General features: G+C 72.9%; 12 protein-coding genes and 1 tRNA gene. 7 read left to right on the plus strand and 6 right to left on the minus strand.

The genetic code is table 11. The annotated features are described in order from the left end of the window. A partial coding sequence (locus AC51EU_RS18875) for a hypothetical protein (protein ID WP_496268164.1) occupies positions 1-575 on the minus strand: 575 nt, incomplete at its 3' end. A 279-nt stretch (positions 576-854) separates the two neighbouring features. Between AC51EU_RS18875 and AC51EU_RS18880 the strand changes: the two genes are divergently transcribed. From AC51EU_RS18880 to AC51EU_RS18895, 4 genes are all read left to right on the plus strand, one after another. After that, positions 855-1,316 (plus strand): ATP-binding protein, encoded by a 462-nt coding sequence (locus tag AC51EU_RS18880; protein WP_496268165.1) that lies wholly within the window; start codon positions 855-857, stop codon positions 1,314-1,316. A 145-nt stretch (positions 1,317-1,461) separates the two neighbouring features. After that, a complete protein-coding gene (locus AC51EU_RS18885) occupies positions 1,462-2,271 on the plus strand; it encodes an alpha/beta hydrolase (protein ID WP_496268166.1) in 810 nt (269 codons plus the stop codon). A gap of 71 nt (positions 2,272-2,342) precedes the next feature. Continuing rightward, entirely contained in the window at positions 2,343-2,882 is a 540-nt protein-coding gene (locus AC51EU_RS18890) for a hypothetical protein (RefSeq protein WP_496268167.1), read from the plus strand. A 227-nt stretch (positions 2,883-3,109) separates the two neighbouring features. Next, positions 3,110-3,805, plus strand: coding sequence for a TetR/AcrR family transcriptional regulator (locus tag AC51EU_RS18895; RefSeq protein ID WP_496268168.1), 696 nt, complete (start codon positions 3,110-3,112; stop codon positions 3,803-3,805). Positions 3,806-3,845: 40 nt separating this feature from the next. Here the strand turns inward: AC51EU_RS18895 and AC51EU_RS18900 are convergent, their stop codons facing one another. Beyond that, complete coding sequence (locus tag AC51EU_RS18900) at positions 3,846-5,312, minus strand: aminopeptidase P family protein (protein WP_496268169.1); 1,467 nt, start codon at positions 5,310-5,312, stop codon at positions 3,846-3,848. Between the two features lie 195 nt (positions 5,313-5,507). After that, positions 5,508-7,052: a PP2C family protein-serine/threonine phosphatase gene (locus tag AC51EU_RS18905; RefSeq protein WP_496268170.1), complete on the minus strand. Its 1,545-nt coding sequence runs from the start codon at positions 7,050-7,052 to the stop codon at positions 5,508-5,510. A 676-nt stretch (positions 7,053-7,728) separates the two neighbouring features. On the opposite strand from AC51EU_RS18905, the gene AC51EU_RS18910 reads away from it, so the two are divergent. Continuing rightward, positions 7,729-8,436, plus strand: coding sequence for a bifunctional DNA primase/polymerase (locus tag AC51EU_RS18910; RefSeq protein WP_496268171.1), 708 nt, complete (start codon positions 7,729-7,731; stop codon positions 8,434-8,436). Positions 8,437-9,025: 589 nt separating this feature from the next. Here AC51EU_RS18910 and AC51EU_RS18915 read toward each other — a convergent pair. From AC51EU_RS18915 to AC51EU_RS18925, 3 genes are all read right to left on the minus strand, one after another. Beyond that, positions 9,026-9,994 (minus strand): DUF5926 family protein, encoded by a 969-nt coding sequence (locus tag AC51EU_RS18915; protein ID WP_496268172.1) that lies wholly within the window; start codon positions 9,992-9,994, stop codon positions 9,026-9,028. A 105-nt stretch (positions 9,995-10,099) separates the two neighbouring features. Next, positions 10,100-10,771, minus strand: a complete 672-nt coding sequence (locus AC51EU_RS18920) for an ATP-binding protein (RefSeq protein ID WP_496268173.1) — start codon at positions 10,769-10,771, stop codon at positions 10,100-10,102. A 53-nt stretch (positions 10,772-10,824) separates the two neighbouring features. Next, entirely contained in the window at positions 10,825-11,652 is an 828-nt protein-coding gene (locus AC51EU_RS18925; protein ID WP_496268174.1) for a glycerophosphodiester phosphodiesterase, read from the minus strand. 292 nt (positions 11,653-11,944) lie between these two features. Between AC51EU_RS18925 and AC51EU_RS18930 the strand changes: the two genes are divergently transcribed. After that, entirely contained in the window at positions 11,945-13,333 is a 1,389-nt protein-coding gene (locus AC51EU_RS18930) for a S1C family serine protease (protein WP_496268175.1), read from the plus strand. A 42-nt stretch (positions 13,334-13,375) separates the two neighbouring features. Further along, positions 13,376-13,462, plus strand: a tRNA-Ser gene (locus AC51EU_RS18935). The last annotated feature ends 271 nt before the right edge of the window (positions 13,463-13,733 follow it).

Here is a 13,733-nt window from a genome sequence, read left to right on the forward strand (position 1 = left end):
AGCAGCATCGGCAGTGACGGCAGCAGGCAGTGCGCCATCGAGGAGGCGGCGGACGGCCCGTCGCCGAGCCCCCGCGCGGACGCCCCGAGCACTGCGGCCGGGTCGAAACCACCGGCACCGTGCACGGCGCCGGACGCGTCGATGCCGTCGCCCGCCAGGATGCGGCGCGCCTCGGCGCCGTCCACCTGCCGGCCGTCGAGACCGCAGGTCAGATGGCGCGCCAGGGCCACCATCGCGCCGTCGGTGAGCCGCCCGGACCCCGTGGTGCCCGCAGCGCCGGACATGCCGCCGGGCGCGCCCAGCTGGCTCAGCGCGAACACCGCGTGCAGGACCGCCTGCCCCGCGGCCAGCGCCACCGCGATCCCCGGCAGCGAACGCTCCCGCCCGGCGAGCGGGGCCGCGACCGCGAAGACCACGGCACACCCGGCGCCCAGCGTCCACAGGGGGACGGAAGCGGACGAAGCGACCATGTGTCCGGCCGCGGACAGCACAACACAGACCGCGGTGAACACCGCGGCCCTCAGCAGCCGCAGATCGGCGGCCGCGCGCACTGGCGAAGCGGACGGAACAGTCATGGCGGCCGCCATCATCCCATTGCCCTTATCCCTCGCCTACGGCAGGGCTTCCCCGGGTACGTCACAGACACGGCAGATCACCGCGCAGGGGGCGCTCCCAGGGGGCCTGGTGGAGTACAGCGGGGCGCGAGGGGCGCATAAGTCGTAGCGCGCTTACACCGACGCGCTCGGTATCCGCATCCGCCGATCGGGCGGTGTGCCGCCCCGGACACGCTTACGGTCATGTGGGGGCGGCAATAGGTATCGGTGTGTCGAGCCGCGGCCAGGAAGGCTGGAGCGATGAGCATCTGGTGGTCCCTCCATCTGCGGCGTGAGCCTGCGAGCGTCCCGCTCGCCAGACGCCTGCTGCTGGGAGCGATGGAAACGGCGGGCGTGGACCCGGACATCTGCTACGACCTCTCGGTCGCCCTCTCCGAGGCATGCGCCAACGCCGTCGAGCACGGCGGCGACGCCGCCTCCGAGGACTACCGCGTCACCGCCTTCATCGACGGCGACACCTGCCGCATCGAGGTGACGGACTCCGGCCCCGGCTTCCTCCACACCCCGGCCGCCGCGGACCCGGCCTCCCTCACCCCCCACCAGGCCCCCGCCGACGCCGAGGACGGCCGCGGCCTCTTCCTCATCGAAGCCCTCACCGACCACGTCCGCTACCGCAACCGCACCGGTCGCCGCGGCGCCGTCGTCAGCTTCGACAAGATCCTCAAATGGCGCGAGGGAGCGGCACTGCCGATGGCGTCGTAGGGGGCGGGGGAACGGCCGAGCTGCGGCGGTGGAGACACGCGGCGACTGCCTTCCTTCAACTGGGCTTTCTCGTACGAGACTTCACCGTGATCGCCGTGCCCGCTGCCGCGATATCAACGACGCCTCCACCGCGTCCTGGGAGGGTATGCAACTCCTCCAGCAGATCGACGCCTTCACCCTCGACAAGGCCGACGGCAGCAAGGACGACTCCAAACGGCTTTTCGTCCTGGGCATCGACACGAAGGGGGACGGCCGCGCCGTCGTCGCCCAGGGAAATCCGGACACGGCCCGAAATGTTGCCGTGCAGGTTCCGGGGACGAGCGACGACTTGACCAATGTCGACGAGCAGATCGAGCGGGTGGACCGGCTCCAGAAGGTAGCGCGGCAGCGAGGCGGCGAGAGTGTCGCGGTGGTGTCCTGGCTCGGCTACGACGCTCCCGAGGTGGACGGCAGTGTGGTCACGACCGGGCGGGCGGACGCGGGCGCCGGTGATCTGCGGAGTTTCACCCACGGTCTGCGTGAGTCGCATGTCGGGGAGCGTTCTCATATGACAGTGCTCGGGCACAGTTACGGTTCGACGGTGGTGGGCGCGGCCGCGTCCCACGACAACGGTATTGACGCCGACGATGTCGTCGTGGTCGGCAGCCCGGGAATGACCGTGGATCACGCCAAGGATCTGCAGATGAACCCGGACCATGTATGGGCCGGCTGGGCGAGGGACGATTTGGTCTCCACCGTCGCCTCGGACAAGACGCTGGGAGGGAATCCCGCGGACGAGAAGTTCGGAGGCAAGGTATTCGGTGTGGATACCTCGGGCCATGGCGGCTATTGGGACAAGGGCAGCGCAAGCCTCGCCAACCAGGGCCGCATCATCGCGGGAATTCCGCCGGAGCGCGGGGAGTACCACGTGCATCCTCGGCCCGTTCCGTTCGGTTTCGCGGGGCCGAAGCGGTGACCGGCCGCATCGGACGCTCGGGCCCTCTGTGCGTACTCGCACTCGTTGTTCTGCTCACCTCTGGAGGATGCGTGGCCGATTCCGGGAAGAATGATCCGCTGCCCGTCAAGAGCAGGGAAGGGGCCGAGCGGTCGGCCCGTGCACTGGTCGACTCGTTGGCCGCCCTGTACGGGCTTCGGGCGGACGAAGCAACGGTGGACAAGAAGTTCTACGACTGCTTCGGCAAGAATCACGAGCGCGCCACCGACGGGCGCTTCGACCTTTCCTACTCCGTGAGGGCGCCGATTCCCGGGCCCGACCACGGAAAGGCGCTGCGCGCCATGCGCAAGAAGCTCGAAGGGGAGGGCTACAAGATCGTCGGATATCGGGAGGAGCCCTCGCAAGCACTTATGGACGCGCGGGGCGGAAGCGACAACTTCTTTGTCTCGGTGGAGACTTTCGGCCGCGACAACGCTCTCGTCTTCTCCGTGGAAACCCCCTGCTTCCTACCCCCCGGCGTGAAACAGGAACAGGTATCGGCCCCGGCTCCGAAGATCACACCGACGGTCCCCGTACCCGCCACTCAGCAGGTGTCCGCCTCCCACCGCTTCTCCGGCAATCCGTTCGGCTGACGGCACCCGAGAACGGTCCTCATATCGCGGAAGGAACCTGACGGGGTATCGGAAGGTGCGGTGGCGCAAGGCGGGGCGGTTCGCGTGGTCCCGCAAGGGGAGGACCTCCCCCGCGGCGTCCCCTGGCCTTGCGAGACCAACGCACATGACGGTTAATGCGAAGGCTCTCGCATTAGCCTGTAAGGACGATACTGGGCGTGTCCCCCGCACTGCAATACGGAGCCGCCGTGAAGCCAGCGCACCACCCCCCCGCCCTTCCGGGGGGAACCCGGCCCGGAGGCCGTACGGCCCGGACGCGGGCGGCCGTACTGGCCGCGACGTTCGAGGAGTTGGGTGAGGGGGGATTCGCGGCGCTCAGCATCGAGCGGATCGCGCAGCGGTCCGGGGTGCACGCCGCGACGCTCTACCGGCGCTGGCGTTCGGTGGAGGGGCTGGTCTGCGATCTGCTGGTCGAGCTCAGTGCGGGGGTGCCGCTGCCGGACACCGGGAGCCTGCCCGGGGACCTGCGGGCCCTGGCGCGGTCGATCGCCGCGTTCTTCCAGGAGGCGCGGATACGGGGGCTGCTGGAGGCGGTGGTCTCCGCGGCCGCCCGTGAACCCCGGGCGGCGTCGGTGCTGCGGGACTACTTCGACATCCGGCTCCAGCACGCCGGGGAGCTGGTGCGCCGGGCCGTGGCGCGGGGCGAGGTGCCGGCCGACACCGACCCGGTGGCGGTGGCGTCGGGCATCGGCGCGCCGTTCTACTACCGGCTGCTGATCGCCCGCCGGCCCGTCGACGAGGAGCTGGCGGAGACGACGGCCGCCACGGTGTGGGTGGCGGCGCTGGCCGGGGCGTACGGCGCGGCGGGCCGGACCGGGAGCCTGGTCCGCGAGGCACTGGGGGAGCGGGCGGGGAGACCCGCGGGGGAACACCGCGGCCGGTGACCCCCGCGAGGGTCACCGGCCGCGGCGCGTTCGGGGACGGTCAGCCCTGGGCCCCGCGCAGGCCGGCCATCCAGGACTCCACCTCGTCCGAGCGGCGCGGCAGGGCCGCCGACAGGTTCCGGTTGCCGTCGTCGGTGACGAGGATGTCGTCCTCGATGCGGACGCCGATGCCGCGGTACTCCTCCGGCACCGTCAGGTCGTCCGCCTGGAAGTACAGGCCGGGCTCGACGGTGAGGACCATGCCGGGCTCCAGCGTCCCGTTGACGTACGCCTCGGTGCGGGCCGCGGCGCAGTCGTGGACGTCCAGGCCGAGCATGTGGCCGGTGCCGTGCAGGGTCCAGCGGCGCTGGAGGCCCAGCTCCAGTACGCGCTCCACCGGGCCCTCGACCAGGCCCCACTCGACCAGCTTCTCGGCGAGCACCCGCTGGGCGGCGTCGTGGAAGTCGCGGAAGGCGGCGCCGGGCTTGACGGCGGCGATGCCGGCCTCCTGCGCCTCGTACACCGCGTCGTAGATGGTGCGCTGGAGGTCGGTGTAGCGGCCGTTGACCGGGAGGGTGCGGGTCACGTCGGCGGTGTAGAGGGTGGTGGTCTCCACGCCGGCGTCGAGCAGCAGCAGGTCGCCGGAGCGGACCGGGCCGTCGTTGCGGACCCAGTGCAGGGTGGTGGCGTGCGGGCCGGAGGCGCAGATCGAGCCGTAGCCGACGTCGTTGCCCTCGACACGGGCGCGCAGGAAGAACGTGCCCTCGATGTAGCGCTCGGAGGTCGCCTCGGCCTTGTCGAGGACCTTCACGACGTCCTCGAAGCCGCGGACGGTGGAGTCGACGGCCTTCTGGAGCTGGGCGACCTCGAACTCGTCCTTCACCGCGCGGGCCTCGGAGAGGTAGACGCGCAGTTCCTCGTCGCGCTCGGCGGTGACCTTGTCCCGCAGCGCCTCCTCGATGCCGGCGTCGTGGCCGCGGACGACGCGGACCGGGCCGGTGGCCTCCTTGAGGGCGGCGGCCAGCTCGCGGACGTCCTTGCAGGGGACGCCGAGCAGGGCCTCGGACTCGGTGAGGCTGTTGCGGCGGCCGACCCACAGCTCGCCCATGCCGTTGAGCCAGAACTCGCCGTTCTCGCGGTTGGAGCGGGGCAGACGGTGGATCGTCGCCTCGTGGCCGTCGCCCTTCGGCTCCAGCACCAGGACGCTGTCGTCGGTCTGGTCGCCGGTGAGGTAGACGTACTCCGTCGAGGCGCGGAAGGAGTATTCCGTGTCGTTGGAGCGGGTCTTGAGGTTGCCCGCCGGGATCACCAGCCGCTCGCCGGGGAAGCGGGCGGAGAGCGCGGCGCGGCGCCGGGCGGCGTTCGGGGCCTGCTCGATGGGCGTCAGGTCGCGGAGCTCGGTGTCGGCCCAGCCACTGCGCATGTTCTCCGCGAGCTCGTCGGAGACGCCCGGGTACAGGCCGTTCTTGCGCTGCTTGATCGGCTGCTCGTCCTCGTCCGGGGTCTCCGGGGTGAGCGCGTCGGACACAATGCCTCCCTTTTACGACAGAACCGCCTCCCATCGTATGTGCGGATCGGGGCCGGTCCAGGGGCCGGAAGGTGTGACCTCACAGGCACCGGGAGGCCCGTACGGACGGCCGTGACCGGAGCGTTTCCGTCCGGGCACGCGCCGGAGCGGGTCGACTGCGCGCCGGAGCGGGCCGTCACGCACCGGAGCCGGGCGCTACGCCTCGAAGTGGGCCGCGAGCAGGACGACGTCCTCGTCGGAGGCCGGATCGTCGAGCCCCTGGGGCAGCAGGACGCGGACGATGTGGTCGACGACCGCCTCCGGGTCGTCGCGCCGCGCGGCGGGGACGCCGGCGGCCGCGGCCTCCAACAGGGCGAAGGCGCGGTCCATGGACGCGCCGGTGCGGTGCAGCAGCCCGTCGCTGTAGAGGAGCAGGGTCTCGCCGGGCGCCGGTTCGATCTCCACGCTCGGCGCCTCCCAGCAGGCGAGCATGCCGAGCGGCGCGGAGAGGGACGTCTCGACGTACGCGGTGCGCAGGGGGCCCGTGATCAGCGGGGGGCAGTGGCCCGCGCCCGCGAGGACGATCGTGCGGCTGCCGGCGCACGCGTACGGCGCGGGGGCGGGCGGGCCGCCGGGGGCGCCCGGGGGCGGCTCCGTGAAGGCGAAGAGGGCGGTGGCGGTGAGGGACGGCTCGGTCAGCCGCAGCAGCAGTTCGAGGTCGGAGAGGACGGCGACCGGGTCCTCGCCCTCCATGACGGCGTAGGCGCGCAGGGAGGCCCGCAGCCGGCCCATCGCCGCGACCGTGGACGGGCCGGAGCCGGTGACGGAGCCGACGGCCAGGCCCAGCGCGCCGTCGGGCAGCGCCAGCGCGTCGTACCAGTCGCCGCCGCCGCGCGGGCCGGAGCCGTGGCGGACCGCGAGCCGTACGCCGGGGACGCGGGGGAGGTGCTCGGGCAGCAGCCGTGCGCGCAGGACGTCGGCCTCGTGGCGACTGCGGCGCAGTTCGAGCAGGCGGGCGACGTGGGCGGAGGCGTAGGAGCGGTAGAGGCCGACGAGGTGGCGCTGGCGCTGGGTGGGTTCGGCGGGTTCGTCGTAGAGCCAGACGGCGGCGCCGAGTCCGCCGTGGGGGTCGGCGGCGAGGGGGACGGCGTAGCTGGCGCCGCAGCCGAGGCGGGTGGCGACCTCGCGCAGCCGGGGGTCGAGGTCGTCGGCGCCGAGGAGGTCGGGTGCGGCCATCTCGGTGCGGATACCGGGGCGGGCGGTGGCCGTGTGGTCCCCGGTGCCGGGTGTGTCGTCCGGGGCGTCGAGGAGGAGGCCGTAGGGGAGGGCGTGGCGGGGGACGGTCTCCAGGTGGCCGAGGTCGGCGCGGCCGAGGCCGAGGCCGACGGTGGTGTCGGGGCCGAGCCCGTCGGACGGTTCGAGGACGGCGAGACCGCGGGAGGCGCCGACGAGGGCGGCTCCGGCCCGGAGCATCTCCTGGAGGGCGTCCTCCAACGTGCGGGTGCGGGCGAGGTGTTCGGTGAGGTCGTGGAGGGTGGTGAGGCCGGAGATCCAGCAGGCCAGACGGTCCTGGACGGCGGCGATCCGGTCGACGGGGGTGGTCTCGGGGCGGGGGGTGCCGCGGGGGGACACGGACGACGAGGAGGGCGAGGCGCCGGGTGATGCCGAGGGGGCTTCTGTGGCGGGAGGGTCGGTAGTGTGCGTGGGGGCGGGGAGAGTTGGTTCGATTCCGGCCACTTTCGGCACGTGCGGGGCAGTCATGGCCGACGGCTGTCGTCAGGCCCGGCGTTTTCCCATGTCACGTCGTATGGTGTGGGCGAATGCGACATTTCGCCGAGCGTTGCGGTGTGGAACATCCGGCCGCGCGCAATCCTCAAGAGCATCGCAGACCCCCATGTCATGCAGCTCCGCTGGCAATGCCTCCACATGTACACGCACCTGTGATGTGATGTCCAGCACTGTCCCTATGGGGTTTGTGGTGTCAAGGAGGTCGGAAGAATGGCCGGAAAATGGACCCCTGAATACCTCCTTGCGATCGACTGACGGCGCTCGACAGCGCGTCATATGACACGAGGGCGGGTACGTACGCGCTCGCATGCGGGACCGGCGGTACCGCGCCGGAACTCTTCGGCGCACACGGACGTCCTAAAAGACGGAACGACGACCGCGACGCACCCCGGTGGCGGGACCGCACCACAGCACGGCGAGCGCCCTGCGCACCCCGCCCGCCACGTTCCACGCCCCACAGCACGGCGTGACGCGCTGGCCCATGAATACGCGGTGATCACAGCTCCACGCGGCGTCTTCGGCCCCAGGTCGCCCGACCGGGCCGCACGGACCGCCGCACAGCGGAACGAACCGGCATGTAGTGCGATGGACACCGCCTCCCGGCGGTACGGACATGGCCCTCGGCGTTAACGGAAAGGAACGAGCGCTCATGCGCGAGATCCTCGGAAGGCGACGCAAGCATCTGTTCCGGCGCGGCGGCAGGTCGGCGCTGCTCGGCGCGGCGCTCCACTGCGCCACCGAGTGGCACTGGCCGGTGGTCCCCGGAGTGCGGCTCCGCTCCGGAGGCCGGCCCGCGGTCATCCGGCCGGGCCTCGGTGACCGCGCGGCGCGCCGGTGCAGCTGCCCCGACGCCGACTGCGCGGTGCCGGGCGCCCACCCCTTCGAACCCGGCCTTCTCGCGGCCACCACGGATGCCCGGATGGTCCGCTGGTGGTGGACGAACCGGCCCGGCGCCCCCGTCGTCCTGGCCACCGGCGGCCGCGCGCCCTGCGCGGTCAGCCTGCCCGCCGTCGCCGGCGCGCGGGCGCTGGCGGCCCTGGACCACTTCGGCGTCCGCCTCGGCCCCGTGGTGGCCACCCCGACCCGCTGGGCACTGCTCGTATCGCCCTACGACCTGGCGGAGTTGGGTGAACTGCTGCACTCGCAGGACTGGGTGCCCAGCTCGCTGCGCTTCCACGGGGAGGGCGGCTATCTGGTGCTGCCGCCGTCGCAGACCGGCGCCGGGGCGGTCCGCTGGGAGCGGCCGCCGGCCGCGACCGCCGCCGCGCCCTGGCTGCCCACGGTGACCACCGTCGTCGACGCCCTGGTCGCCGCGAGCACCAGCGCGCCGGACGGCGGGAGCCGGCTCGCCTACTGACCGGCGGACCGTTCCGCGTCCGGCGGACGGCAGTTGACGGGGCACTCCGTGCGGAGGAGGCGTGCCCCGGTACACGGCGCCCCTGGGCCAGGACCCGGGGGCGCCTTTGCGCGGGGAGCGCCGGGACGCGCCCCGGGGCCGCGGCGTCCCCGGGGCGCGTACGTGTGTTCGTACGCCGTTCCGGGCCTCGTGGCGCCGTACGGGCGGCCGCGGACCGTTGCGAAGGCAACTCTCCGGCGGGGAGAGGGAATCGGGCGCGACGCGGGGCCGTGGGCCCTCCGCGGGACGGTCGCGGCCGGGCGGGCCTGCGGGACGTCCCGGGACGCGGGCCGGGGCCGGGCGGGGCCGTACGGGGTACGCGTGGGGGCCGCGGGGGATTCGCGCGGGGGAAGGGCGTCCGGGGTCCTGCCCGCGGACATGGAAACGCCCGGTCGCTGGCGACGGGGGATGCACCAGCGACCGGGCTCCTAGAACGGTAACAAAGCATCGGCGGTTCGCAAATTCGATCGCGGTATTCCGGCCGTCGATTTACCGCCAAACAGGGGTAGTTGTGACGGGAGTCACTCGCGAGACGCCTGGGGTGACGCCGTCAGCTCAGGGTGACCTGACGGTTGGTGAGGCCCCCGCGCGCCCGCCGCTCCTCCGCCGACAGCGGCGCGTCCGACGCCAGTGCCGCGTCGAGCCGCTCGCCGAAAGCGGCCGCCGGAGCCGCGACGTCCTCGGCGCTCATCGACGACGGCAGGTCCCACACCGGAACGATCAGACCGTGCGCGCGGAACGAGCCGACCAGGCGGGTGCCCTCGCCCAGCGACGACGTCCCGGCGGCGTGCAGCCGCGCCAGCGCGTCCAGCAGCCGCTCCTCGGGGTGCGTGGTGACCCAGCGCAGATGGTTCTTCCCCGGGGCCTCGCACCAGTACGCGCCCTCCAGCCCCGCGACCCGGGCGGTCGGCACCGCGGCCGCGTTGGCCCGCTCCAGCGACGCGGCCACCTCGGCCGACGCGTTCTCGGCGTCCTCCACCCAGAACTCGAACCCGGAGTGCACCACCGGCTCGAACGGCGCCGCCGGATCGAGCAGGTCCTGGAGCCGCGGCCCGTCGACGGCGGCCGGCCCCGCCGCCACCGGGGTGCCCGGTTCGGCGGCCAGGGCCCGCCGCAGGGTGTCCGCCAGATCGCGGCTGATGTCGCCGGACGGGGTGTCGTTCTGGAGACCCAGCAGCACCGACCCGTCGTCCCGGCGCAGCGCCGGCCAGGCCATCGGCAGCACCGTCGCCAGCGTCACCGACGGCACACCCTCGGGCAGCCCGCCCTTCAGCGTCAGCGTGGCCGTGGCGGCCGGCACCAGCTCACGCAGCGCGACCCAGTCGCACTCACCGGCCAGCCCCTCGAACGGGCGCCGCACGAGCTCGGTCGCGGCATGCGCGGCACCGCGGCCGTGGCACGCCTTGTAGCGGCGGCCCGAACCGCACGGGCAGGGCTCACGGGCGCCGACGACCGGCACCTGCCCGTCCCTCGTCTTCGGTGCGGCGGCCTGGGGCTGGGGGCGGCGCTTCTTGGCCATGGTGACGGTGTCTCCCGGTCGTTCCTCGGCATGCGGACGGATGTCGGCGCGAGCCTAGAGGATGCGCGCGGACCGCGACCGGGCGCACGCCGGGCCGGGACCCCGTCACACGGGGTCGTCGAACTCCGCGAAGGCCAGGCCGGACGGCAGCGGGGAGCCGAGGCCGGCCGCCAGCGCCGGGGGCAGTGCGGGGCCCACGGCGACCCGGGAGGTGAAGGCGTCGCGCAGGGAGAGCGCGGCCCACACCGTGACCTCGCCCTCGACCACGTCCCGTACGCCCCACTCCTGGGCGAGGGAGCGGATGATCGCCAGTCCGCGCCCGCCGCGGGCGGTGACCGACGGAGTGGCCGGAAGCGGGCGGGTCGGGCCCCCTCCGTCCGTGACCGCGACCGTCAGCCGGCCCCGGTCGTCGATGCGCCAGGAGGCGCGGACGGTGTCGCTGGGGGCGGCCCCGAGAGGGGCGGACGGGGAACCGGGCAGGCCCGGTCCGCCTATCGGACGCGCATGGCGGTAGGCGTTGCTCAGCAGTTCGGAAAGGATGAGGACCGCGTCGTCGACGACTGTGTCCGGAACTCCACTTGTCAAAAGCTCGTCGCGCATGCGACGCCTCGCCATGCCCACCCCCGCCGGACCATGGGGTACGGCCATGATCGACGACGTCGGCGCCTCTTGTGCCACCATCAACGCCACCCCCGAGACCTCCTTTGCCCCACGCCACGGGATGAATGCCCCAATGGACTGGACCGGAAACCGGCCATCCGCGCCGTAGTGACGCATTCGACACGGGCCGCTACGGGATGAATGCGCCGGTGCACACCCTGTGAAGATCCTCAGACGAGGCCGAGCTGGTTCCGTACCTGTTTCGGCCGGTTCGTAATGATCGCGTCCACCCCGAGATCGCGACACAGCGCGACGTCCTCGGGCTCGTTGACGGTCCACACATGGACGCGGTGCCCCAGCCCGTGCGCCTTGGCGACATAGCCGGGGTGCGCCCGCAGGGTGCGGATGCCCGGCCCCGCGATGTCCACCCCCGGGGGCAGCCGGCCCTCCCGGTGGCGGGGCGTGAGGAACTGCATCAGATAGACGGCCGGAACCCCCGGCGCCGCGGCCCGTACCCGGTGCAGCGAGCGCGCCGAGAAACTCATCACCCGCACCGTGGGCGGCCCGTCCGGCGCGAGGTGACCGAAACGGCCGAGCAGCTCCACCAGCCGCTGCTCCACCTGTCCGGCCCAGCGGGTGGGGTGCTTGGTCTCGATGGCCAGCTCGACCCGCCGCCCGGCGTCGGCCACCAGCCCCAGCAGCCGCTCCAGCGTCAGTACGGACGTCCGCTCGGGGTCCTGGAGATCCGGCGCCTCCGGGTCGTAGGGGCCCGCCTTCCAGGAGCCGAAGTCGAGAGTGGCCAGATCCGCCAGCTCCAGGGCGGAGACCGCGCCGCGCCCGTTGGACGTGCGGTTCACCCGCCGGTCGTGGACGCAGACCAGATGGCCGTCCGCGGTGAGCCGGACATCGCACTCCAGCGCGTCCGCCCCGTCCTCGATCGCCTTGCGGTACGCGGCCAGGGTGTGCTCCGGGGCGTCCTCGGAGGCGCCGCGGTGGGCCACCACGGAGATGGCGTGCGGCCCCGGACGGACGTCCTGGGCAGGGCGTACATAGGTCACCGCGTTATCGTGCCATCCACCGTCACCGGGGCCACCGGTGCGGTACCCGATGCGCTCGGCGCGGGACCCGCGGGCCGGGGATGCGTCCGGCTCGTCCGGCGTCAAGGATGAGAGGGCGGTCACAGCCTCGGCTTACGGCGCTCTGATGCGTCGTGGGTAAGGCTGGAGTCCGGGATGCGCCCGTTCCGCCGGAATCCTGGACCAGGGTTCCGGACGGCCGGGAGGACCCGGAACGCCGGAGGAAGCGGCCCGCGCCCTGGGCCGGCACCGTTGTGAAGCTGAGGAGAGAGCCGTGAGCACCGAGAACGAGGGCGCCGCCGTCCCGCCGGAGGCCGAGCCGCCGACGGCCCCCCGGGCGTCGGACGGCACCCCCGCGTCCGCCTCCGCCACACCCCCTCCGTCCGTCCAGCCGGACACGGCGGCCGCGGCCCCCGGCGCCCCCGTGCCCCCCGTACCGCCCGGCCCCCCGACCACCGCGTTCGGTGCGCCGGGCCACGGCTGGGGCCAGCAGCCCCCGTACGGCGGTGACGTCTGGGCCGCCCCGGGCCCGCCCCCGCCCCGCCCGAAGCGCAACGGTGGCCTGATCGCGGCCGTCCTGGCCGCCGCGCTGGTCGCGGGCGGTGTCGGCGGGGGGATCGGCTACTGGGCGGCGGGCGACGGCGTCTCCACGACGGTCTCGGCGCCCGGCAACCCCGGCGCGCTGAACCGCAAGCCCACCTCGGTCGCCGGCATAGCGCAGAAGGCGCTGCCCAGTGTCGTCACCATCGAGGCGCAGGGCGTCGGCGGCGAGGGCGGGACCGGCACCGGCTTCGTCTACGACAAGCAGGGCCACATCCTCACCAACAACCACGTCGTCGCCAGCGCCGCCGAGGGCGGCTCGCTCACCGCGACGTTCTCCGACGGCAAGAAGTACGCCGCCGAGGTCGTCGGCCGGGCACAGGGCTACGACGTCGCCGTGATCAAGCTCAAGAACCCCCCGGGCGCCAAGCTCAACCCGCTGCCCCTGGGCAAGTCCGCCGATGTCCAGGTCGGCGACGCGACGATCGCGATCGGCGCCCCGTTCGGCCTCTCCGGCACCGTCACCACCGGCATCGTCAGCGCCAAGGACCGCCCGGTGGCCTCCAGCGACGGCGGCGGCAGCAGCGCCTCGTACATGAGCGCGCTCCAGACCGACGCCTCCATCAACCCGGGCAACTCCGGCGGCCCGCTGATGGACGCCAACGGCAATGTCATCGGCATCAACTCCGCCATCCAGTCCGCCGGCAACGGCGGCGGCTTCGGCGGCGAGTCCCAGCAGGCCGGCAGCATCGGCCTGGGCTTCGCGATCCCCATCGACCAGGCCAAGCGGGTGGCGCAGGACCTGATCAGGACGGGCAAGCCGGTCTACCCCCAGATCGGCGTCCAGGTCGCCATGCAGAACACCGGCGACGGCGCGACCATCGCCCAGACCGGCACCAACGGCTCCGAAGCCGTCACCCCGAACGGCCCGGCCGACAAGGCGGGCCTCCGCCCCGGCGACACCATCACCAAGCTCGACGACACCATCGTCGACAGCGGCCCCACCCTCATCAGCGAGATCTGGCAGCACCGCCCCGGCGACCGCGTCACCCTCACCTACAAGCGCGGCGGCAAGGAGCACACCACCGAAGTCACCCTGGGCCAGCGCACAGGAGACAAGTGACACGCTAACCTGATCCCCGCGGCCCGCCCGACGGCGCCGCGAGGAGGCTTGCCCGAGCGGCCTAAGGGAACGGTCTTGAAAACCGTCGTGGCAGCGATGTCACCGTGGGTTCAAATCCCACAGCCTCCGCAGAGGTCAGAGAAGTAGCAGGTCAGAAGGGGCGTCCCCGGGTGGGGGCGCCCCTTCTGCCGTTCCTCGTGTCTCACCCTGACTCACTCAGATCCCAGTCCTGACCAGCGCGTGTGGGCCATGTGTGGGCTCGTCCCGACAACCTTCGTAGGTCCGCCGCGCGACCTTTGGCGGCAGATCGTGGTGGGGCGGCCCGGTGACAGTGGTCCGGTCGTGGAAGGAACGGGCCGGGAAAGGGGCTGGTGGAGAGATGAGAGGGAACGGGTGGGGC

It is taken from the genome of Candidatus Streptomyces philanthi (genome assembly GCF_059553635.1).

What these genes read in the sequence shown, in the direction of transcription:
- AC51EU_RS18920 (WP_496268173.1), bottom strand. Translation starts at nt 10,771, where the DNA reads ATGCGTCACTACGGCGCGGATGGCCGGTTTCCGGTCCAGTCCATTGGG.
- AC51EU_RS18880 (WP_496268165.1), top strand. Translation starts at nt 855, where the DNA reads ATGAGCATCTGGTGGTCCCTCCATCTGCGGCGTGAGCCTGCGAGCGTC.
- AC51EU_RS18885 (WP_496268166.1), top strand. Translation starts at nt 1,462, where the DNA reads ATGCAACTCCTCCAGCAGATCGACGCCTTCACCCTCGACAAGGCCGAC.
- AC51EU_RS18910 (WP_496268171.1), top strand. Translation starts at nt 7,729, where the DNA reads ATGCGCGAGATCCTCGGAAGGCGACGCAAGCATCTGTTCCGGCGCGGC.
- AC51EU_RS18915 (WP_496268172.1), bottom strand. Translation starts at nt 9,994, where the DNA reads ATGGCCAAGAAGCGCCGCCCCCAGCCCCAGGCCGCCGCACCGAAGACG.
- AC51EU_RS18905 (WP_496268170.1), bottom strand. Translation starts at nt 7,052, where the DNA reads ATGACTGCCCCGCACGTGCCGAAAGTGGCCGGAATCGAACCAACTCTC.